We start from the raw sequence: 20,301 nt of genomic DNA, 5'->3' as shown, positions 1-20,301 counted from the left end.
CGCATCACAGGTCGCCCTGGGAAACGATGAACGGCTGTTACACAACTCCGGCCCAGGGGCTCCTCCCGGGTCAGCCCCCGGACGGTGTCTCGCCCTCCTGGCGTTTCCGCCGGCGGTGTTTGCGCATGGAGACCTGGGAGCCGCATCCGGTGCTGCAGTACAGGCCGCCTCCGTTGCGCGTGCGGTCGAAGAATCCGAAGTGGCACGGGGGATTGCGGCACGCCTTGACGCGGCCCCAGTCACTGCTCTGGGCGAAGGTCGTCACCGCGGCCAGCACGGTCCCGAACACGCGCGGCACCCCTGCCTGCGGTGACGCCAGCTCGACGCCGGCCGCCGTGACCATCGTGGCCAGAGGGTAGAGCGAACCCACGCGCCGCAGGTGCCGCTCGGCGTCGCGCAATGGCTCACCCAGGCTCTCCTCGTCGCCCGAGTGCGCGAGCAGCAGGGTCACCAGGGCATCGCGGAGTTCGCGCGCGACCGCGGCGTCCGCGTCGGTCACGACGGTCTCGCCGCCGAACTCGTAGTGCTCTGCGAGCCACGTCGCGAAAGAGCCCCCGTCCCCGAACAGCTCCCGCCGTCCCGCACCGTCCGCGCGCGTGTTCACGAAGGCGAGGACGGTGTCCACCGCCGGTGTGACGGTACGCGGACTGGCTCCGGGGGATCCGGCTGTGGCGCTGCTCATGGGCCCACCTTACATGGCTGAATGCTCTAACTCTTGTAACAGGCAACATCAGGAGCACTCTTGATTGACATGTTGCGAGCTAACTGATTATGGTCGCAACATGAATGAGAACAGCATCCAGCAGAACCACCCCCGCACATGGCTGATCACCGGCGCGACGTCCGGCATCGGCCGCGAACTGACACTCCGGGCGCTCGAAGGCGGCGAAGCCGTCGCCGCCGTAGCCCGGGACACCGCCTCCCTGGCCGATCTGGGCGAGAGGTACGGCGAGCGACTGCTCCTCATCCAGGCGGACGTGCGTGACGAGCGGGTTGTCCGGGACGCCGTGGAGGAGACACTCGGGCGGTTCGGACGGATCGACGTCGTGGCCAACAACGCCGGCTACGGGCTGTTCGGAGCCGTCGAGGAGGCCTCCGACGCTCAGGTCCGTGCCGTGTTCGACACCAACGTCTTCGGTGTGCTCAACGTGCTCCGCGCGACCCTGCCGGTGCTCCGCGCCCAGCGGTCCGGGCACATCCTGCAAGGCTCGTCGGTCTACGGTCAGTCCGCCCATCCCGGCGTGGGACTGCTGGCCGCGACCAAGTACGCGGTCGAAGGACTGTCGGACGCGCTGGCCGCGGAGGTCGCGCCGCTGGGCATCAAGGTCACGCTCGTCCAGCCGGGGATGACCGCGACCCGCTTCCTGGCCAACCTCGATGTCGCGGCCGGCCTGGACGACTACGACCAGACCGTCCGTGAGGTCCAGAAGGGCATCGGGGAGCTGCCGCCGTCCGCGTTCTCCACCGCGGAACGGATCGCCGAGGGCATCCGCACCGCGGTGGACAGCCCCAACCCGCCGCTGCGTCTGGCCCTCGGCACCTCCAGCGCGGAGGGCATGCGCACCGCGCTGCGGGAGCGCACCGCGGAACTCGACGCCTGGCAGCCGGTGACCGACGCGGTGGACAGGTAGTCGCCTGCCTCACGGAGAGGCCCGGTGACCTGTCGAGAAGGCGAAGAAGACCGGGGGGCGGACCGTGAGCTCCTTACGGTCCGCCCCCCGGCCGGTCTCAGAGACGACGCAGCCACTCGCCGAGGGCTTGCGCCGTGGTCGACGCGTGTTCGTTCATCATCGTCTGGTGGTTGCCGAGGGTCTCGAGCGTTTCGTGCTCGAAGTCCCATTCCACGCTCCACCCCTCGGGGGCGTCACGGTCGGTCTCCGCGCGCTGAGGCATCCGTTCGCCGGCCCGTATGAGAACGACGGGTGCTGCGACGGCCTGCGGTTTCCAGCCGTCGAAGAGTTCCAGGTACGCACCCTGCGCGGTCACCTGAGCCTCGGTCATGAGCGCGAAGGCGTGATCGTTGACGGGGATGCCCTGGAGCTGCTCACGGATCTGCTGCTCCGGGATGTCGTCCTTCGGGAACCACGTGTCGAGCAGTACGACGCCGCGCGGTGAGAGACCGTGCGTTTCGAGACGAGACGCGACCGCGTGGGCCAGCCAGCCGCCTGAGGAGTATCCGGCGAGCGCGACAGGAGTGTCGCCGAGTTCCCGGGCGATCGCCTCGGCGTGCATCCCCACGACGAGGTCGCTGCTCGCGGGCAGGGGTTCGTCGTCACCGAAACCCGGCAGCGGCAAGGCGTACACGTCGTGTTTGCCGTGCAGATGCAGAGCGAGACGGGCGAAGTTGTGCGGACCAGAAGGCGCGACCATGGACGGCAGACAGACCAGAACGGGGTGCTGCCCGCCGGTGGCGAGCCGGACCAGGTCCTGCGGTCGCCCGAACTCCGAGATGTCGGCGAAGGCCGGGCGCAGCTTCGCGGCCGCCTGCAGGACACCGATTCCCTCGGTGAACTTGCCGAGTTCGCAGGCCCGCCGATAGAGGTCACGCACCCCTCCACCTGCCGCAGTAGCTGTCTTCGCCTCCGGCTGCTGTGCTGATGCCAACTGGCTGATGTGCAGCGCGAGGTCGTGAGGAGTCGGGTGCTCGAACACCACCGGGGTGGCCAGTTGCAGCCCGGTAGCGGCGACGAGGCGCCGGCGCAGTTCGACCGAGGCGAGTGAGTCGAAGCCCAGTTCCAGGAAGCGGCGGGCCGGGTCGATGTCGTCGGGAGAAGCGTGCCCGAGGACCGCTGCCGCTTCTGCGCGGACCGTGCGCAGGGGGTCGGTGAGGCGGGGAGCCGAAGCCGCGGTGATCTCGGTCGAGGGGGTCGGCGGTTGGATCTCGTCGAAGAAACGGCTGGTCCGCGTGGCCGTGAACGGCGGGAGGAATCGATCCCAGTCCACATCGGCCACTGTGAGGGTGTTCTCTCCGACGCCCACGCTCCGCCACAGTTCCGCGGTGGCCTCGGCGGGCGTCATCGGTGCCAGCCCGCGCCGCATGAGGAAGTCCCGCATCCCGGCCTCGGCGCCCATACCGGCCTCCGCCCAGGGCCCCCAGGCCACTGAGGTGGCAGTACGCCCTCGGGCTCGCCGATGCTGTGCAAGGGCGTCCAGGAACGCGTTGCCCGCGCCGTACGCGGTCTGGCCGATGCTGCCCCAGGTCGCCGAGATCGACGAGAAGAGCACGAACGCGTCCAACTCGGTGTCGGCCAACGCCTCGTCGAGGTACGAGGCGCCGAGGATCTTCGCCGCGAGGACGTCTGAGACCTCAGAGAGGGACATGTCCGTCAGCGGTGCGAAGCGGCCGCTCACACCGGCCGCGTGCACCACAGCCGAGAGTTCGCCGTGAGGAATCGACTCCACCAAGCGCGTGACCTGTTCACGGTCGGCCACGTCACAGGCCTCGACGGAGACGGTCACGTCCTGGGCGGACAGCTCGGCGACCAGCTCGTGCGCACCAGGGGCTTCGAGGCCTCGGCGGCTGGTCAGGATCAGGTGCCGGGCGCCGCTGGCCGCCAGCCCGCGGGCCACCTGCGCGCCGAGTGCCCCCGTGCCACCGGTGATCAGCACCGTGCCGCGGGGCCGCCACTCGGTGCCTGGCAGGGGTGCGCTGTCCGTCGCGCGCACCAGGCGCCTCACGAGCAGCCCGCCGCCGCGTACCGCCAGTTGGTCTTCGCCGTCGGGAGTGGCGAGGGCGGCGCCGAGCCACAATGTCGCGTCGTCGTCCAGCACGGCGGGAAGGTCGATCAGTCCACCCCAGCCGTTCGGCCGCTCCAACGCCAGCGTGCGGCCAAGGCCCCAGACCAGGCTCTGACCGGGTGCGCCTACCACGTCGTCGTCCTGCGCGGCGACCGCTCCCCGAGTGACGCACCACAGGGGAACGCCCAGTTGAAGGTCGGCCAGTCCCTGAGCGAGCACACAGGTGAGCGCCAGACCGGTGGGGACTGCCTGCGCGGTCGGGCTCATGGTCGAGTCCAGGGCGAACAAGGACAGAACGCCGCCGAGGACGCCGCCCGCATCGGCCGCCTGCTTGTCCAGCAGCTCCGTCATACGAACGCGGTCCACGTCCGCCGCTTCGACGCGTACCGGCACGGGGTGGCCGCCGAGCCGTTCGATGACCCATGCCGCACGGGTCACGAGTTCCTCGTCGGCGCCCGCGGGCGGGGTGAGCACCAGCCAGGTACCGGAGAGCGACGGCAGTTCGGCGGCGGGTGAGGGCGCGACGGGGCGCCATTCGACCCGGTAGCGTCGGCTCGCGGGATCCGAAGCGACTCGAACAGCCTTTCGCCGTGCAGCGGGCTCCAGCCAGTGGCGTCGGCGCTGGAAGGCGTACGTCGGCAGATCGATCTGGGTGGCGCCAGAGCAGAGACGGTCCCAGCCCACGGGGACACCTCGGACGTGAAGTCGCGCGAGAGCCGTCAGGAGGGTTTTCTCCTCGGGGTGTCCGGACCGAGCGGCCGCTGCGAAGACACCTTCTGCAGTCGCGGGCAGACAGCCGGGTCCCAGCGCGGACAGGACGGCATCAGGGCCGAGTTCGAGGTAGGCGGTCACCCCCTGCTCGTGCAGGCAGTTCATGCCGTCCGCGAATCGGACGGCCTCACGCACATGCCGCACCCAGTAGTCGGGCGAGCCCAGTTGCTCCGGCAGCGCGACGCGGCCGGTGAGATTGGAGACGACGGGCAGCTGCGCGGGCCGGGGTGACACCCGAGCGGCGATCTCGTGGAAGGACTCCAGCATCTCGTCCATGTGCGGCGAGTGAAAGGCGTGACTAACCGTCAGCTGCTTTGTGCGACGCCCTCGTTCACGCCACAGAGCGACCACCTCGGCCACGGCGTCCGCGTCCCCGGCGACGACCGTGGCCTCAGGACCGTTGACCGTTGCGACGACCACCCGATCGCCGAACCCCTCCAGGCTGTCGAGCACCTCGCTCTCCGACGCCTGCACGGCGGCCATGGCACCGCCCGCCCGGCAGGACTGCATCAGCCGTCCGCGCGCCGCGACCAGCGTGCAGGCGTCGTCCAGAGACCACACCCCGGCCAGATGGGCGGCCGTCAACTCGCCGACCGAGTGCCCGATCAGCACGTCCGGCACCACCCCCCAGGACTCTATGAGCCGGAACAACGCCGTCTCGTAGGCGAAGAGGGCCGGCTGCGTATAGGCGGTCTCGTTGAGCAGCGCCGCATCCGAGGACCCCTCGGGGGCGAACATGACATCACGCAGCGGCCGTTCCAGGTGTACGTCCATCAGGGTGCACACTTCGTCGAGAGCCCGCGCGAAAGCTGGATGGGCGGCGTACAACTCCCTTCCCATTCCCGGGCGTTGGCCACCCTGGCCGGTGAACAGCACGGCGAGCTGCCCGTCGGCGAGCTCTGGTCCCACGGTGCCCTGCGTCAGGCCTGGTCCTGGGAGGCCTTCGCTCAGTGCCTGCAGGGAGCTCACCAGTTGGTCGCGCCCTTCTACGACGGCGACGGCACGGTGTTCGAGGCGAGTGCGGACGGCCAGGCTGAATGCCGTGTCGAGCAGCCCGGCTTCGGGCCGCTCGACCAGATGTGCGGCGAGGCGTCCGGCTTGCTCACGCAGTGCTGCGTCACTCCGGGCGGACACGACGACTGGCAGTGCTGTCAGCAGCGGATCGGGTTCCGTCCCCGGCGGCTCCTCAATGACCACGTGGGCGTTCGTGCCGCTCACACCGAATGCCGAGACCGCTGCCCTGCGCGGCCGGCGGTTGCGTGGCCAGGGCGCGGATTCGTGCAGGAGCCGTACAGCTCCCGCGGACCAGTCGATGTGCTGGGACGGCCGGTCCGCATGCAAGGTCCGAGGCAGCAGGTCATGGTGCAGAGCCATCACCATCTTGATCACTCCGGCGGCTCCCGCCGCCGCTTGGGCGTGACCGATGTTCGACTTGAGTGAGCCCAGGTGGAAGGGCTGACCGACGGGGCGGTTCCGGCCGTACGTGGCGATCAGCGCGTTCGCCTCGATCGGGTCACCGAGCGCGGTGCCGGTGCCGTGCGCCTCCACCACGTCCACGTCCGCCGGCGTCAGACCCGCGTCGGCGAGGGTCTGCCGTATCAACCGCTGCTGTGCCAGTCCGTTCGGCGCCGTCAAGCCGTTGCTCGCACCGTCCTGATTGGTGCCGCTGGCCCGCAGTACAGCCAGGATGCGGTGACCGTGACGTCGAGCGGCCGACAACCGTTCCAGCAGTATGACGGCGGCGCCCTCGGCCCAGCCGGTGCCGTCGGCGTCTGCGGAGAACGCCTTGCAACGGCCGTCCGGAGCCAGACCGCGCTTTCGGCTGAACTCCAGCAGCATGCTCGGCGTCGACATCACCGTGACACCCCCGGCCAGGGCCAGATCGCACTCGCCGGCCCGCAGTGCCTGTGCCGCGAGGTGCAGGGTCACCAGCGAGGACGAACACTGTGTGTCGACGGTCAGCGCCGGGCCCTCGAAACCGAACGTGTAGGCGACACGGCCGGAGACGACCCCGAGGGCATTCCCGGTGAGCATCTGCCCTTGTGCCTCCTGAGGCGCCTCGTGCCAGGCGGGACCGTAGTCCTGGAGGGAGACCCCGGTGAACACGCCGGTACGGCTGCCGCGCAGCGTGTGAGCGTCGATTCCGGCGCGTTCCATCGCCTCCCAGGACACCTCGAGCATCAGCCGCTGCTGCGGGTCGATCGCGGCTGCCTCGCGCGGGCCGATCCCGAAGAATCCGGCGTCGAACCGGTCCACGCCCTCCAGGAACCCGCCGTGCCTGGTGTACGCGGTACCCGACTGCTCCGGATCCGGGTCGTACAGGGCGTCCAGATCCCATCCGCGGTCGGTGGGCAGACCACCGATGACGTCCTGGCCGGTTTCCACGAGCCGCCACAGAGCATCGGGGGAGTCGACGCCGCCGGGGAGCCGGCAGCCGAGGCCGACGATGACGACCGGATCCTCGGACGAGTGGGTGCCCGCCGATCCCGGAGCCAGGACGATGTCGTCCTCACCGACGGCTCCGGTGAGGGCCGACCGCAGGTGTTTGGCGAGCGAGTCCGGTGCCGGATGGTCGAACAGCATCGTAGCGGGCAGGGACAGGCCGGTCTCCTGTACCAGGCGGTTCCGTAGCTGTTCACTGATGTGCCGGTAGACACCCAGGCGTCGCCATGGTGCCCGCGCGTCGAATGGCGTGGCGTGCGCACCGTCGACGAGCGCCGAAACCTGAGCCTTCAGCAGGTCCAGCAACGCCACGTGCTGTGCCGTCGGCGAGAGGGCGGCCAACCTCCTCCGCAAGTCCGCACCACGCGTATCCCTGTCTTCCTCGGAGGAATCCCGGAATTCATTCATCATCTGTACCCAACATTCTGGCGCCGAGGGATGCGCGGCTGGATTCCGCAGCTGTGAGCCGAATCACGTGAACTGGCCAACCCACCGTTAAATCGATTGATTTACGTGACGGACCTTAAGGGATCTGCTTTCGTGGTGTCGAGTCGAGGCCAAGTGAACAGCGGGTGGTGGGGGACCTCCCGAGGTGTGCGGGTTCGGATTTTTCTGTCCAACCTGTGGCTGAACTGTGAATATTTTGTGGCTGCTCGAACTGTAAATGCGACGTGAGTCCCATTCGCCCGGCCGTGCATTCTTTGCCTTTTGTTTGATTGCGCCATGAGGCGTTGGCGAATGTATAGGGCCTTGCGCTACGGTCCCTCTTGCCCGGCCGTCAAAGCCGTTTCAGGCAATACGCGCCTTTGAGTCTGTTCTCTCGATGCAGACACCCCCCACCACCCTGACGGGAGCCCCCATGTCCCCCGACGCCCCTGCTCGCCATGCCTCCGGTATCAGTCGTCGAAAACTGTTGGGAGCGACGGCGCTCGGCGCCACCGCAGTGGCGGGATCACTGGCCGGCGCGAGAATCGCGCAAGGTGCGGTGACCCCTGCCTCCGTCACTGAGCAGCGTGAACGCGCCGTGGTGATCGGATCCGGCTTCGGCGGGGGCGTGACCGCGCTGCGGCTCGCCCAGGCGGATGTACCCACCCTCGTTCTGGAGCGGGGGATGCGATGGCCCACCGGCCCCGACGCCACGACCTTCTGCCGTTTCGCCGACATGGACCACCGCTCCGCCTGGCTCAGCGACCACAGCATCGTGCCGGGTGTCGACGAGCACTGGACGCCCTACACCGGAGTGATCGAGGCGGTCGAGGGCAAGGGCATGACCGCCAACTGCGGGGCGGCGGTCGGCGGCGGGTCGCTCATGTACCACGGCATGAGCCTTCAGCCGACGAAGGAGAACTTCACCCGCTCGATACCCGTCGCGAGCGGGCTCTACGACCAGCTCGAACGCTGGGCCTATCCCACGGTGAGGCAGATGCTGGGCATCTCGACCATCCCGGACAGTGTCCTGGCCACGGACCCGTACAAGTCCTCCCGGCTCTTCTCCGAGGTGGCGGGCCGGACGGGACTGACCCCGTTCCGTGTGCCGCTGCCCGTCGACTGGTCCTATGTCCAGGGCGAGTTGGACGGCCGCTACGAGGCGACGTACACCACCAGTGACATCGCCTTCGGTGTGAACAACGGAGGCAAGCACTCCATCGACGTGACCTACCTCGCGAAGGCCGAGGCCACCGGCAAGGTCACCGTCGCACCGCTGCACGTCGTCCGCGACATCGAACTGGACCGGAAACAGCGATGGGTGGTGCACGTCGACCGCATCGACACGACAGGGGACGTCCAGGAGAAGAAGCGGATCGTGACGGACGCGCTGTTCCTCAACGCCGGCTCGCCCGGCACGACACGACTCCTGGTGAAAGCGCGGGCCAAGGGACTGGTGCCGGACCTGCCCGACGCGGTCGGCACCAAGTGGGGCAACAACGGAGACCGGATCTGGGCCTGGATCAACCCGAACGGCGATGCCGGTACCCAGCAGGGAGGGCCGGCCTGCGTAGGGGCGCATGACCCCCACAGCCGTATACCGCTCACCCTCATCCATGCGGGGGCACCCGTCACCCGGGCCGGCGGCAAGACCCTGATGACCATCGTCGGTTTCGGTGTGGTGGACCCTGCCGGCACCTGGACCTACGACGCGGACAAGGATGACGCCGTCCTCACCTGGCCGGCAACCGCCGACGCCGCGCTGCAGGCCCTCATCGCGGCCCGTATGGAGGCCATCGCGGCGGCGGGGGGAGGCCTGATGGTGGACACCAACGCGAAGGCGCCCTCCACCTGGCACTCGCTGGGCGGCGTACCCATGGGTGGCGCGGTCGACCTCCACGGCCGTGTCCTCGGACACCGTGGCCTCTACGTCCTGGACGGCGCCCGCATCCCTGGTTCCACGGGTGCCTGCAACCCGTCCCTGACCATCGCGGCGCTCGCCGAGCACAGCATTGCGGCCATCGTGCGTGGGGACGTGGGCCGGCTCTTCTGACGGTCAGGGAGAGGGACGGGTCTCGGCGTCCGTCTGGCCTCGCCGAAGACACCGAGCGGGGCGAACGCCCGTTCCCCGGTTGTCGACGTCACTGAGCCGCACGAACACGAAAGCCGTACCGCCGCAACGGCTCGGATCCTCGGAGCGCCCGCTGCAATTGGGGCTAGAGCCAGGACGGTCCGGCGTTGACGCGGTCGAAGTCCTGGCCCGCCAGTCGGCGGCGTCCGACAGCGGGCTCTGGACGTCCGGGTTGTTGAACGCCATGTCCAGGCTGCCGAAGGTGTTCACCGCGCTCCGCACCATCGGGGCGGTCCGGTCCTCGTCCATGACGTCGCACACCATGCCGAGAGCCTGGCGGTCGGCCTGGGTGAGTGCTCTTGTCGAGGACGGTCAGGACGACGGTGGCGCTGGCCCGGGCGGAGGCGTCGGCGAGGGGGTTCATGGGGTCCGATCCAGGTGTGGAGGCGTCGCGCGCCGTAGAGGTCAGAGGGTGCGGGCAGGGCGCCGGTGACCTTCGTACTCGCGGTGGATCATCTCGGCCCAGACGCAGCCGGTGGACATGTCCGCCGCAGGCGACCGTGAGCGCACATCGCCTTGGGCCATCCGGCGTAGAACGCCAGGTGCGTCACCAGCGCGATCAGTTCGCTGTCGCTGACCCCGTTGTCCCGGGCCCTGCCCATAAGGAACGCGAGCTGTTCGGTGCTGTCACCGGTGATCAGGCTGGTCACCGGTGACCATGCCGCGGTCCCGGGCTGACAGGGCAGGGTCGTCCCACTCCTGTCCGAACAGGACGTCCTCGGTGCAGCAGCCCAGCGGCGGGGCGATGTCCCCGAACTGCCGTCGTGGCGCCTGGGGCTTCCCGTCGTCGTCCGCCACCAAGGCTCCTCTCCGCCGCATCGCGTGGGCGTGTTCCCGCAGACGGCGGTCGGAGGGCTTCAACCGTGTTCCGGCCTGAGTCCGCCGACCGCCTGGTGTCGGTGAAACGGCAGGTCGTGGATGGTCGGAAGAACCCGCTGATACGTGCAATGGCAGTGCACACCTCGCTTCCCGAACCGTCCTGGCTGCCTCGACGTGGAGACAGCCGAAGAGAGGTCCGCGAGTTCCTCATGAGCCGCCGCGGCAAGATCACCCCCTCAGCAGGCCGGGCTGCCCGTCGCCGGCCGGCGACGGGTCAAGGGACTGTGCCGCGAGGCGGTCGCGATGCTCGCCGGGGTCATCGCGGAGTACTACGCGCGGCTGGAGCGCGGCAACCTCTCCGGCGTCTCCGAAGCCGTCCCGGACTCCCTGGCCCGTGCGCTGCAGTTCGACGAGTCCGAGCGCTTCCACCTCCTGGACCTGGGCCCTACGGCGAGCGCGATTCGCCGACCGGCACGACACCGCTCCACGCAGCCGATCCGGCCCGCCCTGCAGCAACAGGCCCTGTACTGGCCTGTGTTCCAGGACCCGGCCCGACCGGTCAATCTCGCGCGGTTCCAGTTCCTCGCCCCGAGTGCGGCCGAGCACATGCCTGAAGCGGAGTACCAGCCGGCGGCTTCCGCAGCGCTGTTGCGCACCGAAGCCGGACAGGGCCCCTGCAAGCGCGATCTCAGCGACCTGAACGGCGAACTCTCCACCCGGAACGCGGATTTCCGCAGGTTCTGGGACGCGGACGACGTTTGCCTGCATCGCACCTTCATCAGCGCTTCCACCATCCTGCCGTCGGTGATCTCACCATCGCTCTTGAGGGCTTGCCCATCCCTGACGACCCAGGACTCATGCTCACCGCGTTGAGCGCCGAGCCCGGCACCGCGTCCCACGACGGACACCGGCTGTCGGCGAGCCGGGCGGCCACCGTCGAGCAGCCGAGTACCGGTCTGGTCGCCGGGGACCGATGGTCGTCCTGTCCGAGCAGGGGCAGGTTGGGCAGGCCCTCCGTAGAACTTCCGGTACAGAGAACGGTCTGTTCGGTGATCCCGACACGAGTCGTGGTGTCGAGTCCCTCCAGCCTCTACTCCGGGGTCGCTCTCTCGCTGGGTCTCGCCGGCGCGAAGGGGAACGCTGGTGCGGTCCGTCCCGGGGAGCCGGACAACAGGTACTGACCTAGTAGAAGTACCGGTACCGCGGAGACGGCTCAAGTCGCGATGCTTGTCGCGTCGACGCACAGCAAACGCACATCGGACGGACATGACGCCTGAGCGTCATGTCCGACGGCGCCCTGCGTGATGCCGACAGCTCTCTCCTTCCTCCACTGATTCGACAAGGGCTACCGCTGCCCCTTGCGTCGAAAGGGATGAAATGAAATCGATCATGAGATCGCGACGCCTTATCGGGGTGCTGCTAGCGAGTGCCACCGCGATCATGGTGCCACTGGCGTCGGGTACTGCGTCCGCAGTCGCTGCTTCCGGGAAGCCGGCGGAGGTCATGTCCGGAAAAACATCGGTAGATCCAAGTCAGGAACAGCTGAAGGAACTCGACAGAGTCGCGAGATCGCACTCCGCGCTCGGCGTTTTCGGTGACGCCCACTCCAAGCCGGTACTGATGCTTCCCGCCGGGACTCCGGCCGCGGAAAGGGCCAAGGTCCGGGCGGAGATTCCGGCCGGTATGCAGGTCACCGTCAAGGTCAGCAAGTTCACTCACAAGAAACTGGATCAGGTCCAGAAGACCGTCCTGGCGCGCAAGTGGAACAAGGACGCGCACACCTTCGGTATCGGTGCCGCCTATGACGGCGCGAAGGACAAGGTGGTCGTCAACCTGGAGGCGCCCAAGTCGGCCGCGGGTTCGCTGCAGCGTGTCGACGCGGACGGGGTCGAGGTACAGCCGGGACGTTTCACCCCGGACAACACCCGCTTCACTGACTACAACCCCTTCTACGGGGGCGGTGCGATCGACGGTGACTCCCTGTGCACCGCCGGCTTCGCCGTCAAGGACAAGGCGAGCGGCCACAAGTACATGGTGACCGCGGCACACTGCAACTACTGGAACAAGAGTGTCCATACCCCGACCGGAAAGCCGTACGGCAACGTCAGTCGAGTGATCCAGAGTATCGATGCCGAGACCATCGGAGGCCAGGACTACACGGGCTCCATCTGGACCGGCGGTACCCACGACAGTTCTTCCAAGGAATGGGTATCCGGCTACACCGACTGGATGTACTGGGGCCGGAAGCTCTGCGTGAGCGGGCGGACCACCTACAACCACTGCGGCCACCCCGTATCGTACAGCGCCTACGGTTTCTGCTACTCATGGTTCGGTACGGACTTCTGCGTCGACCAAACGGACGCCTTCCTGATGGACCGCGGTGGAACCGACGAGTGCAGTTGCAACGGAAACTTCACACAGCCCGGCGACTCGGGTGCGCCCGTATTCGAGACGAACCCCAATTATGATTCCGCGACCATAGCGGGGATTCACCATGGTGCCGTCTGGGGCTACAACGGCGCGAATCGAATGGTCAACATCAGAGCCTGGTCAATCCTCAGGGCATTCAACGCCGACATCATCATCGGCGCTCACTGAGGATCTGCATCCACAGGCCGTGACTCGGCTCGCATTCCCCCGATCACCGTGGCAGTGCCTCTGTACAGCAGCGCAGTAGCGCGACGCTCCAGCCCGGGGTGCCGACAACGCAGATGTCGGCACCCCAGGCCCACCACATCTCATCGGGTACCGCCCCACCCCATTTCCTCAGCCCCGACTCAGGCATCTGGAGCTTGGCATGTATCACCCCAGCGATCACACGATTCCGGTAGCCCCCATGGACAACCTTGAGAAAGGGGGGCACATCGGTATCAGACTCGGCAGATGGCTCGCCTCCAGTACCCCCTACATCGCCTCCCTCACTGTGATCGGCGGTCTGCTGACGGTCCTCGGCTTCGCCATAGGCGGTCCCGGCACGACTGCGGATATGGCAAGCCTGCTGAACGACGGCTCCTGGACCCAGCCCGACACCTGGGCCGCACTGCTGCTGCGCACCGGTATCAGCGCATTGGCCCTCTTCGCACCGGTCGTCGCCGGATACGTCGCCTACGGCTTGGCCGGCCGGTCGGCCCTGGTACCCGGAGTCATCGGCGGCATCGTCGCCATGAGTTTCCAGGGGGGATTCCTCATCGGGCTGATCACCGGTGTGACGGCCGGTGCGGTCACCAGGCTTCTCCAACGGATTCCCGTCCCGTCGGCGCTTCGACGGTTCGTGGCTCGGGCCGGGCTTGGAGACATCGCCTCGATCACGGTCGTCCCACTGCTGTCCACCGTGGTCACGACGGCTGTGGTCTTCGTGGGTGTCGGACCGAGGTTCAGTGCACTGTCGCTGTGGCTGAATCAGGAGCTTCCCCCGCTGACCTGGGGGAGCACCCTTGTGTGCGGACTGGTCCTCGGCCTGATGGCCAGCTCCGACCTCAGCGGGACGATCGGCAAGACCGCAATGGGCTTTGCCGCGACGGGCGTCGAGACGGCACCGAACAGCCTGAACTTCACCATCATGGCCACCGTGGTCACGGCCTCCATGGTCCCGCCCTTGGCCATGTCGCTGGCCACCGCGGTGCGCCGTTCCATGTTCACCCCGGCCGAACGGACCTACGGCAAGGCTGCCTGGCTGTTCGGCGTGGCGTCTCTGCCTGAGGGTGCGATTCCCTTCGCGGTGGCCGACCCGCTGCGGGTGTTGCCGGCCTCCATGGCGGGCGGCGCTGTTACCGGCGCCCTCACCATGACCTTCGGCTGCACCCTGAAGTTCCCCTACGGCGGTGTCTTTGCTGCGGGCTATCTCGGCAAGCCACTGCTCTTCGGCGCCGCGATCGCGGCCGGGATCGTCGTGACGACCGCGCTCGTCCTCGCCCTCAAGAGTCTCAGGCGAACCGTGCCCGCCAAGACCACCGCGAGCGCCAGGGCCACGCGCAAGAAGATTCTGGTGGCCAGATAGACCTGCTCCCTGCGGACATCAGGACGACAACCCCATCGCTGGCCCGTTGCTCAGTGTCGATCCATACCGACGAGGCGGTCCTGTGACCGACTGCCTGGTACCACCATGGCGATGCTCGGTCCAGCCCGCGACCGAGCACTGGAACCGCAGTTGAGATTCGGGACCCGTAACGGTCTGTAGTCGATCGCGAGCGCCGACCGCGGAGAGGTGATCTTCTTTGACGCAACCGCCGATGCCACTGGGCTCGTGGTCAATCATCTCGAAACCTGGGCATGGCGTCACATGGGCTTCGGTGAATGGCCCCTATCGCTACCTGATCGCCGACGGAGTGGCCGGTCGCAACAGGTAGATCTTCTATGCCGACTCCATCGAACTGCAGCACCTCCCGTTGCGTGCTGCTGGCGCCCACCGGCAGCGGACAGCGGTCAGGCTACGGCCCGAACGAGATGGCCCCAGACTCCCGCTTCGCGCTCACTCCACCGGACCCTGCGTGGCCACCCACCAGCCGGCGATCTGAGTGCGGGTCCTGAAGCCGAGCTTGGCGCGGATGTTGGCCACATGGAAGTCGACCGTGCGGAGGGAGAGAACCAACCGGGTGGCGATCTGCCGGTTGCTCATCCCCTGAGCCACCAGCAGTGCTACCTCCAGTTCCCGGGGCGTCAGAGGATCGGGACCCGCGTCCTGGGCGACCGGTTGGGCGCCGGGGTCCAGGGCCTGGTCGATCGCCGTGCGGGGACTGTCGTGGCCGCTGCCGACCGAGAGCGCCCTGTCGTACGCCTCCCGACCGAGCGCTCGTACGATCGACTCCACGCACCGCGTCCGGTCCTCGGACGGCGGCGAACCGAACGCGGCGTCGTCCGCGCCCAGATCACGCCACAGTTTGAGGACGGAGCCCAGAATGCGTGCGGCCCTTTCATGTTCCCCGAGGGAGGCGGTGATCCAGGCGAGCGACTCCAGCATCAGCGCGGTACTGAGCGGGTCGTCGAACCCCCGCTCGATCTCCAGTGCGGCCCGGATGACCGCGAGGGCCTCCTCCGGGTTGCCGCGTGTCCAGGCGTCCTGGCTCACCATCCAGAGCGCGTGCGCGCGCGCCCACCGCTCACCGTGCGCTTCCGCCAGCGCGACCGCCCGCCGGGCGATCTTCACCGCGCCCGAGTGCCCCAGGTGCGTTTGCGCCGCGGCCAGCTGGAACAGGTCGAAGAGCGCCGAGGCCTCTCCCTCGGCCGCGGTGTGGGCCACGATCGCCCTCTCGAACATTTGTATGGCTTCTGGTAGGCGTCCCTGGAACGACAGCAATGAGCCCCGGAGGCCCACGACGTGCGCGCGCACCACCTGATCGTCCTGGCGCTCGCCCAGTTCCCCGGCCTCGGCCAGCCATCGGTCGGCTGCCGCGTACGCGCCCTGGAGAAGAGCCGCCCACGCCGCGGCACACAGCGCGCGGGCGCGCGCCGGGGTGGGTTCGGGCGCGGCGGCGAGCGCGCGCTCCAACCGCCGTTGACCCTCGGCGAGGAAGCCGCCGACGCACCAGTGATAGCGCAGCGCTCCGGCCAGGGCGAGCGAGGCTTGCGGATCGTCGTCCTGATCCAGTGCGGCCAGCAGATTCGCGTGCTCGACTCGCAGTCGGGCCAGTGCCTTCTCCTGGCCCGGGCCGTACCAACCGTCGGCGATCCGTGTGGCGAGGGCGAGACAGAAGTCGCGGTGCCGCCTCAGGAGGCGTTCCTCCTCACCGGACCCGGCGAGCTGTTCCTTGCCGTACTCGCGGATGGTCTCCAGCAGCCTGTAGCGCGGCATGCCCTCTTCCTCGGTGGGCAGGACGATGGACTGGACGACCAGCCGGTCGAGGAGGTCCAGTACGTCGTGCGGGGCGACGCCCTCTCCGGCGCAGACATCCTCGGCAGCGTCCAGGCCGAAGCCGCCGGCGAAGACCGACAGCCGGTTCCACAGCAGCCGCTCGGTCGGCGAGCACAGCTCGTAGCTCCAGTCGATCGCCGCGCGCAGGGTGCGCTGCTGCGGTCGCACGGTCCGGCTGCCGCCGGTGAGCAACGCGAAGCGGTCCTCCATCCGGTCTGCGGCCTGTTCGACGGTGAGCGTCCGCAGCCGGGACGCGGTCAGCTCGATGGCCAGCGGCAATCCGTCCAGCGCTGCGCAGAGCCTGCTGACCGTGTCCCAGTTCGCGTCGGTGATCCGGAACTCCGGCCGCACGGCGGTGACCCGGTCCCGCAGGAGTTCGACCGCCTCGTCCGACACCGACAGGACCGGAACGGTGTACACGTGTTCGCCGACGATGCCCAGCGTCTGCCGGCTGGTGGCCAGCACCCGCACCTCCGGCCCGCCCGACAGCAGCATGGTCACCAGGTCGGCGCAGGCGTCGACCTGGTGTTCGCAGTTGTCCAGCACGATCAGTGACCGGCGCCCAGCCAGATACCGGGCAAGCTGCTGGACATCCAGGTGCGGGACTCCCAGGGCGGTAGCGGCCGCGCCCGCCACCGCCGAAGCGTCCCTCACGGGCGCCAGGTCCACCAGCCATGTGCCGTCCGGGAAGGCTTTGCGGGACGCGGCCGCCACCTCGAGCGCCAGCCGTGTCTTGCCCACGCCGGCTGCGCCGGTGAGCGTGAGCAGCCGTGCCGAGCCGAGAACGCGGCGGACCTCGGCCAGGTCGTGCCGCCTGCCCACGAACGTGGTGAAGGCCTCGGGCAGGTTTCCCAATCGTGAAGCCGCCACGGCCACGTTCGTCGCCTCCCGTCGTCCCGGAATCACGCCCAAGCGCTTACAGCTGACCCACACGCTGGGCATTACCGACCATCCACGCCAAGGTGGATTATCACCAGAATAAGGTGAACAGCTAGCCCCCTCGTGCCGACGGGCTCAGGTGTGTGTCTGCGGCGGCCTTCGGCCTACACCACTGTCGGGACACCATCGCGTGTGGCTTCGGGAGTGTCGTCCGCCGTGCCGGCGGTGAGTGGCTTCTCCGGGAGTACGAGGGTGAGCAGGAAGCCGAGTACGAAGACGGGAACCAGGTAGCGGAACACCGGTGTCAGGGATTGCTGGTAAGCCAGGATCACCGTGTGCTGAGCCTTCTCCGGCAGGGAGCGAACCAGAGCCGGGGTGAGGGACGACGTGTTGGCGGACGTGCCGGGGGCGACGCTGCCCAGCCGGTCGGTCAGGCGGTGGGTGAAAGCGGTGCCGACGGCCGCGGTGCCGAGCGTGGCACCGATCTCGCGGAAGAAGCTGTTGGCGGAGGTCGCGGTGCCCACCGCGGAGCGGGGAAAGTCGTTCTGCACGGCCAGGACCAATGGCTGCATCACCAGCCCGAGACCGGCGCCCAGGACGAAGGCGTAGACGCACACGAGGACGAGCGAGGTAGCCGTGTCCATGCTGGACATCAGTGTGGCGGCGACTCCGACCAGAGCGGTGCCGACGATCGGGAAGATCTTGTAGCGCCCGTCGGTGCTCATCATCCGTGCGGACGGTCCTGCGGTGAGGAACATGCCGACGACCATCGGGAGCAGCAGCAGGCCGGACTCGGTGGCGCCGACGCCGTAGACCATCTGCACGTATGTCGGCAGGTAGCCCACGATTGCGAACATCCCGGCACCGACGACGAGAAGGCTGATCAGTGTGGCGATGTCGAAGATCCGGCTGCGGAAGAGCCACAGCGGAATCACCGGCTCAGCCGCGCGGCGTCGGGAGCTCTTCTCCGCGCGGTGCTGTGAGAGGAAGAAGAGTGCCCAGGCCAGCAGGCCGCCAGTGGTCATGCCGAGGATGAGAGGGTCGGACCACCTGTAGTCCGTGCCGCCCCAGTCGGCCACCAGGACTGTGCAGGTCACGGCAGTGGCCATGAGCGCGAAGCCGCGGTAGTCGAGGGCCACCCGCAGAGCGCGGCGCGGCAGTCGCAGAGCGGACGCGCTGACGGCGAGGGCCAGCGCGCCCACCGGCAGGTTGATCCAGAAGGCCCAACGCCAGCCGACTGTGTCGGTGAACCAGCCGCCCAGCAGCGGTCCGGCCACGCAGGACAGGCCGAAGACCGCGCCCATCGGAGCCATGTACCGTGCGCGTTGTCGCGGTGGCACGAGGTCAGCGACTATGGCCTGCGAGGTGATCATCAGCCCACCACCGCCGAGTCCTTGAATGCCGCGGCCGATGATCAGCATCGTCATGTTCTGCGCCGTGCCCGCGACCACGGAACCGGCGAGGAATACTCCGATGGCTCCGAGGAAGAGGGCTTTGCGGCCGATCAGGTCGCCGAGTCGGCCGTGGACGGGCATGGCGATCGTGGCCACCAGGATGTAGGCGGTGGTCACCCATGCCATGTGCTGCACACCGTGCAGCTCACCGACGATCGTCGGCAGAGCGGTGCTGACGATGGTCTGGTCCAGGGAGGCCAGCAGCATCGCGGCCATGAGGGCGGCGAACACCAGGCCGAATCGAGGGGGAACGGTGGCGGCGTCCCGGTCCTTGGTCGCCAGGGCGGGAGTCGAGTTGCTCAAGTTGTTTCCTGACATCGCGAAATGAGGGTGCGGGGCACCGCACTCGCTCTGCCCGTAAATCTAAGTCAATCGATTGATTCAAATGAGAGGGACTGCTGGATCTTCTGAATGGATCCGCAGGCTTCGAGTGCTCAGGACTCGCGGGTGACGGGTGCCATCCACAGTCCGACGACCGCGTCGACGATCCCGGTGGCGGTGTCGTGCCATCCGGCCCGAGGGGTGGGCGTGTTCAGGGCGAGGGCCCGCTCGCGCTCGGCGCACATCTGGAGGATCACGTGTCGGGTCATCGCCGTGCGCTCCGCCCGCACCTCGGCCGGCAGTTCGGGCAGGCGCCGGTGCAGGCCCTCCAGGATCCGCCGCCATGCGGAGGTGTCGAGAATCTCCCCGACGAGGATCTCGTGGAGAGCGGGGTCGGCCATCACTTGGGCGCAGAAGCGCGCGAACCAGGTGGGGCTGCCCAGCTGCGCCAGGTGCTCGGGCATCGGCCGCACCAGACAGCCCACCCAGTCCCGTAGTTCGGGGGAGTCGCCGATCGAGGCCAGTCGCTTTTCGGCGATGGACTCAAGGCGCTCGGCGTGATGGCGGGTGATCGCCTGTACCAGGTCGGCCTTGGTGCCGAAGTGGTAGACGACCGCGGCGTTGTTGCCCTGCCCGGAAGCCTCGCTGATCAGCCGGTTGCCGACCGCGTACACGCCGTGCTCGGCGTACAGTCGCTCCGCTGTGGTCCGGATGAGTTCCCGGGTCGCTCGGACCCGCTCGGTCCGGACGTTCTTGCCCACCATGTCGATGATGTTACCGGGACCGGGGGAGCCTAAGTGGCGATCGGATCCGCCTTGAGGTGGTCAGGGTTCGGCCCACGCGTGCGACCCGCCGCGCTCGATCGCCGGGCGGAGTTTCTCCAGCAGGCCGTGGAGCGTCGCGCGTTGCCCGGCGTCGAGAGTGTCCACGGCGCCACGTGCCTGCATCCAGGAGCGGACGGGACGCAGAAGATCTCGGCAGGCATCGGCGGCGATCACGTTCTTCACCCGCCGTTCGGTAACGGTGTCCACTCCATCGCCCGGTCGGCTGGCGGAGCCATCGGGAGTGCGGTGGTTACCAAGGTTCTGGTCTCCAGGACCTGTCCGACCCGCCGGGCCTGCCCGCCGAGTCGCGGTTCACCGTGTGCTTCCCCCTCGGAACCGTCGGCCTCGTACTGATCACGTCGGTCGACTGGTTCGGCCTGCGCCGCATGGGGTCGGCCGGGGATCACACAGCTTGGGCCGTCACACCCCCGGCTGGTAAGGGGAGGCCGAGTCGGCGGCTGTGTCGCGAAGCACCGAGCAGCTACCGGTTCATTCTCCCGCAGGGTGTCCCGTATCGACGTGGCCGTCCTGCACGCGGGCGCGGCCCGGGTCCCGGCCAAGTTCGACGGCCGGCCCCTGTCCCTCACCGGGCAGGGTGCCGCCGCCGCGACAGCCGTCCTGGGCGTGGGTACGGTGATTGCGGCCCAC

The 20,301-nt window shown here is 68.3% G+C and carries 15 protein-coding genes and 1 pseudogene; 7 read left to right on the top strand and 9 right to left on the bottom strand.

All coding sequences use genetic code 11. The features are described from left to right. Nucleotides 1–70: 70 nt before the first annotated feature. Entirely contained in the window at nt 71–682 is a 612-nt protein-coding gene (locus G3I78_RS08065; protein WP_164422160.1) for a CGNR zinc finger domain-containing protein, read from the bottom strand. 100 nt (nt 683–782) lie between these two features. On the opposite strand from G3I78_RS08065, the gene G3I78_RS08060 reads away from it, so the two are divergent. Then, on the top strand, nt 783–1,631 hold the full coding sequence (locus G3I78_RS08060) for an SDR family NAD(P)-dependent oxidoreductase (RefSeq protein ID WP_164422159.1): 849 nt from the start codon (nt 783–785) through the stop codon (nt 1,629–1,631). A gap of 97 nt (nt 1,632–1,728) precedes the next feature. Here G3I78_RS08060 and G3I78_RS08055 read toward each other — a convergent pair whose 3' ends face one another. Continuing rightward, nucleotides 1,729–7,263, bottom strand: coding sequence for a type I polyketide synthase (locus tag G3I78_RS08055; RefSeq protein WP_343243679.1), 5,535 nt, complete (start codon nt 7,261–7,263; stop codon nt 1,729–1,731). A gap of 673 nt (nt 7,264–7,936) precedes the next feature. On the opposite strand from G3I78_RS08055, the gene G3I78_RS08050 reads away from it, so the two are divergent. Further along, entirely contained in the window at nt 7,937–9,430 is a 1,494-nt protein-coding gene (locus tag G3I78_RS08050) for a GMC oxidoreductase (RefSeq protein WP_343243678.1), read from the top strand. Between the two features lie 3 nt (nt 9,431–9,433). Here the strand turns inward: G3I78_RS08050 and G3I78_RS08045 are convergent, their stop codons facing one another. The 3 genes from G3I78_RS08045 to G3I78_RS51770 all read right to left on the bottom strand — a co-directional run bounded on the left by G3I78_RS08045 (nt 9,434) and on the right by G3I78_RS51770 (nt 10,306). After that, on the bottom strand, nt 9,434–9,772 hold the full coding sequence (locus G3I78_RS08045) for a hypothetical protein (RefSeq protein ID WP_164422156.1): 339 nt from the start codon (nt 9,770–9,772) through the stop codon (nt 9,434–9,436). A gap of 188 nt (nt 9,773–9,960) precedes the next feature. Next, nucleotides 9,961–10,110: a carboxymuconolactone decarboxylase family protein gene (locus G3I78_RS51775; RefSeq protein WP_239157724.1), complete on the bottom strand. Its 150-nt coding sequence runs from the start codon at nt 10,108–10,110 to the stop codon at nt 9,961–9,963. A 25-nt stretch (nt 10,111–10,135) separates the two neighbouring features. Continuing rightward, complete coding sequence (locus tag G3I78_RS51770; protein WP_239157701.1) at nt 10,136–10,306, bottom strand: hypothetical protein; 171 nt, start codon at nt 10,304–10,306, stop codon at nt 10,136–10,138. Nucleotides 10,307–10,630: 324 nt separating this feature from the next. Here G3I78_RS51770 and G3I78_RS08035 point away from each other — a divergent pair, with 324 nt between their 5' ends. The 4 genes from G3I78_RS08035 (at nt 10,631) to G3I78_RS08025 (ending at nt 14,324) form a co-directional block, all read left to right on the top strand. Beyond that, on the top strand, nt 10,631–11,200 hold the full coding sequence (locus tag G3I78_RS08035) for a hypothetical protein (protein ID WP_343243677.1): 570 nt from the start codon (nt 10,631–10,633) through the stop codon (nt 11,198–11,200). After that, complete coding sequence (locus G3I78_RS53140; protein ID WP_343243676.1) at nt 11,086–11,508, top strand: hypothetical protein; 423 nt, start codon at nt 11,086–11,088, stop codon at nt 11,506–11,508. The genes G3I78_RS08035 and G3I78_RS53140 overlap by 115 nt, the downstream gene beginning before the upstream one ends. 196 nt (nt 11,509–11,704) lie before the next feature. Further along, nucleotides 11,705–12,925: a hypothetical protein gene (locus G3I78_RS08030; protein ID WP_164422155.1), complete on the top strand. Its 1,221-nt coding sequence runs from the start codon at nt 11,705–11,707 to the stop codon at nt 12,923–12,925. A gap of 238 nt (nt 12,926–13,163) precedes the next feature. Continuing rightward, entirely contained in the window at nt 13,164–14,324 is a 1,161-nt protein-coding gene (locus tag G3I78_RS08025; protein ID WP_164422154.1) for a PTS fructose transporter subunit IIC, read from the top strand. A 471-nt stretch (nt 14,325–14,795) separates the two neighbouring features. Here G3I78_RS08025 and G3I78_RS08020 read toward each other — a convergent pair whose 3' ends face one another. The 4 genes from G3I78_RS08020 to G3I78_RS08005 all read right to left on the bottom strand — a co-directional run bounded on the left by G3I78_RS08020 (nt 14,796) and on the right by G3I78_RS08005 (nt 19,836). Then, nucleotides 14,796–17,045, bottom strand: a complete 2,250-nt coding sequence (locus G3I78_RS08020) for a LuxR C-terminal-related transcriptional regulator (protein WP_343243675.1) — start codon at nt 17,043–17,045, stop codon at nt 14,796–14,798. A 173-nt stretch (nt 17,046–17,218) separates the two neighbouring features. After that, a complete protein-coding gene (locus tag G3I78_RS08015) occupies nt 17,219–18,811 on the bottom strand; it encodes an MDR family MFS transporter (protein ID WP_239157700.1) in 1,593 nt (530 codons plus the stop codon). 131 nt (nt 18,812–18,942) lie between these two features. Further along, entirely contained in the window at nt 18,943–19,593 is a 651-nt protein-coding gene (locus G3I78_RS08010) for a TetR family transcriptional regulator (protein ID WP_164422151.1), read from the bottom strand. Nucleotides 19,594–19,653: 60 nt separating this feature from the next. Next, nucleotides 19,654–19,836, bottom strand: coding sequence for a hypothetical protein (locus G3I78_RS08005; RefSeq protein WP_164422150.1), 183 nt, complete (start codon nt 19,834–19,836; stop codon nt 19,654–19,656). A 312-nt stretch (nt 19,837–20,148) separates the two neighbouring features. Between G3I78_RS08005 and G3I78_RS51765 the strand changes: the two are divergent. Then, nucleotides 20,149–20,301, top strand: a pseudogene (locus G3I78_RS51765) (MBL fold metallo-hydrolase); the annotation flags it as partial.

Origin of the sequence: Streptomyces sp. SID13726 (assembly GCF_010548375.1) — a bacterium.
Lineage (GTDB): Bacteria > Actinomycetota > Actinomycetes > Streptomycetales > Streptomycetaceae > Streptomyces.
Note: the sequence above shows the minus strand (reverse complement) of the source record. Positions and strands in the feature narration are given on the sequence as shown.

Bases quoted from the DNA above. Each gene is read 5' to 3' on its own strand.
- G3I78_RS08065 (WP_164422160.1), bottom strand. From the start codon at position 682: ATGAGCAGCGCCACAGCCGGATCCCCCGGAGCCAGTCCGCGTACCGTC.
- G3I78_RS08060 (WP_164422159.1), top strand. From the start codon at position 783: ATGAATGAGAACAGCATCCAGCAGAACCACCCCCGCACATGGCTGATC.
- G3I78_RS08045 (WP_164422156.1), bottom strand. From the start codon at position 9,772: ATGGTGTGCGACGTCATGGACGAGGACCGGACCGCCCCGATGGTGCGG.
- G3I78_RS51775 (WP_239157724.1), bottom strand. From the start codon at position 10,110: ATGGGCAGGGCCCGGGACAACGGGGTCAGCGACAGCGAACTGATCGCG.
- G3I78_RS08035 (WP_343243677.1), top strand. From the start codon at position 10,631: ATGCTCGCCGGGGTCATCGCGGAGTACTACGCGCGGCTGGAGCGCGGC.
- G3I78_RS08030 (WP_164422155.1), top strand. From the start codon at position 11,705: ATGAAATCGATCATGAGATCGCGACGCCTTATCGGGGTGCTGCTAGCG.
- G3I78_RS08025 (WP_164422154.1), top strand. From the start codon at position 13,164: ATGGACAACCTTGAGAAAGGGGGGCACATCGGTATCAGACTCGGCAGA.
- G3I78_RS08010 (WP_164422151.1), bottom strand. From the start codon at position 19,593: ATGGTGGGCAAGAACGTCCGGACCGAGCGGGTCCGAGCGACCCGGGAA.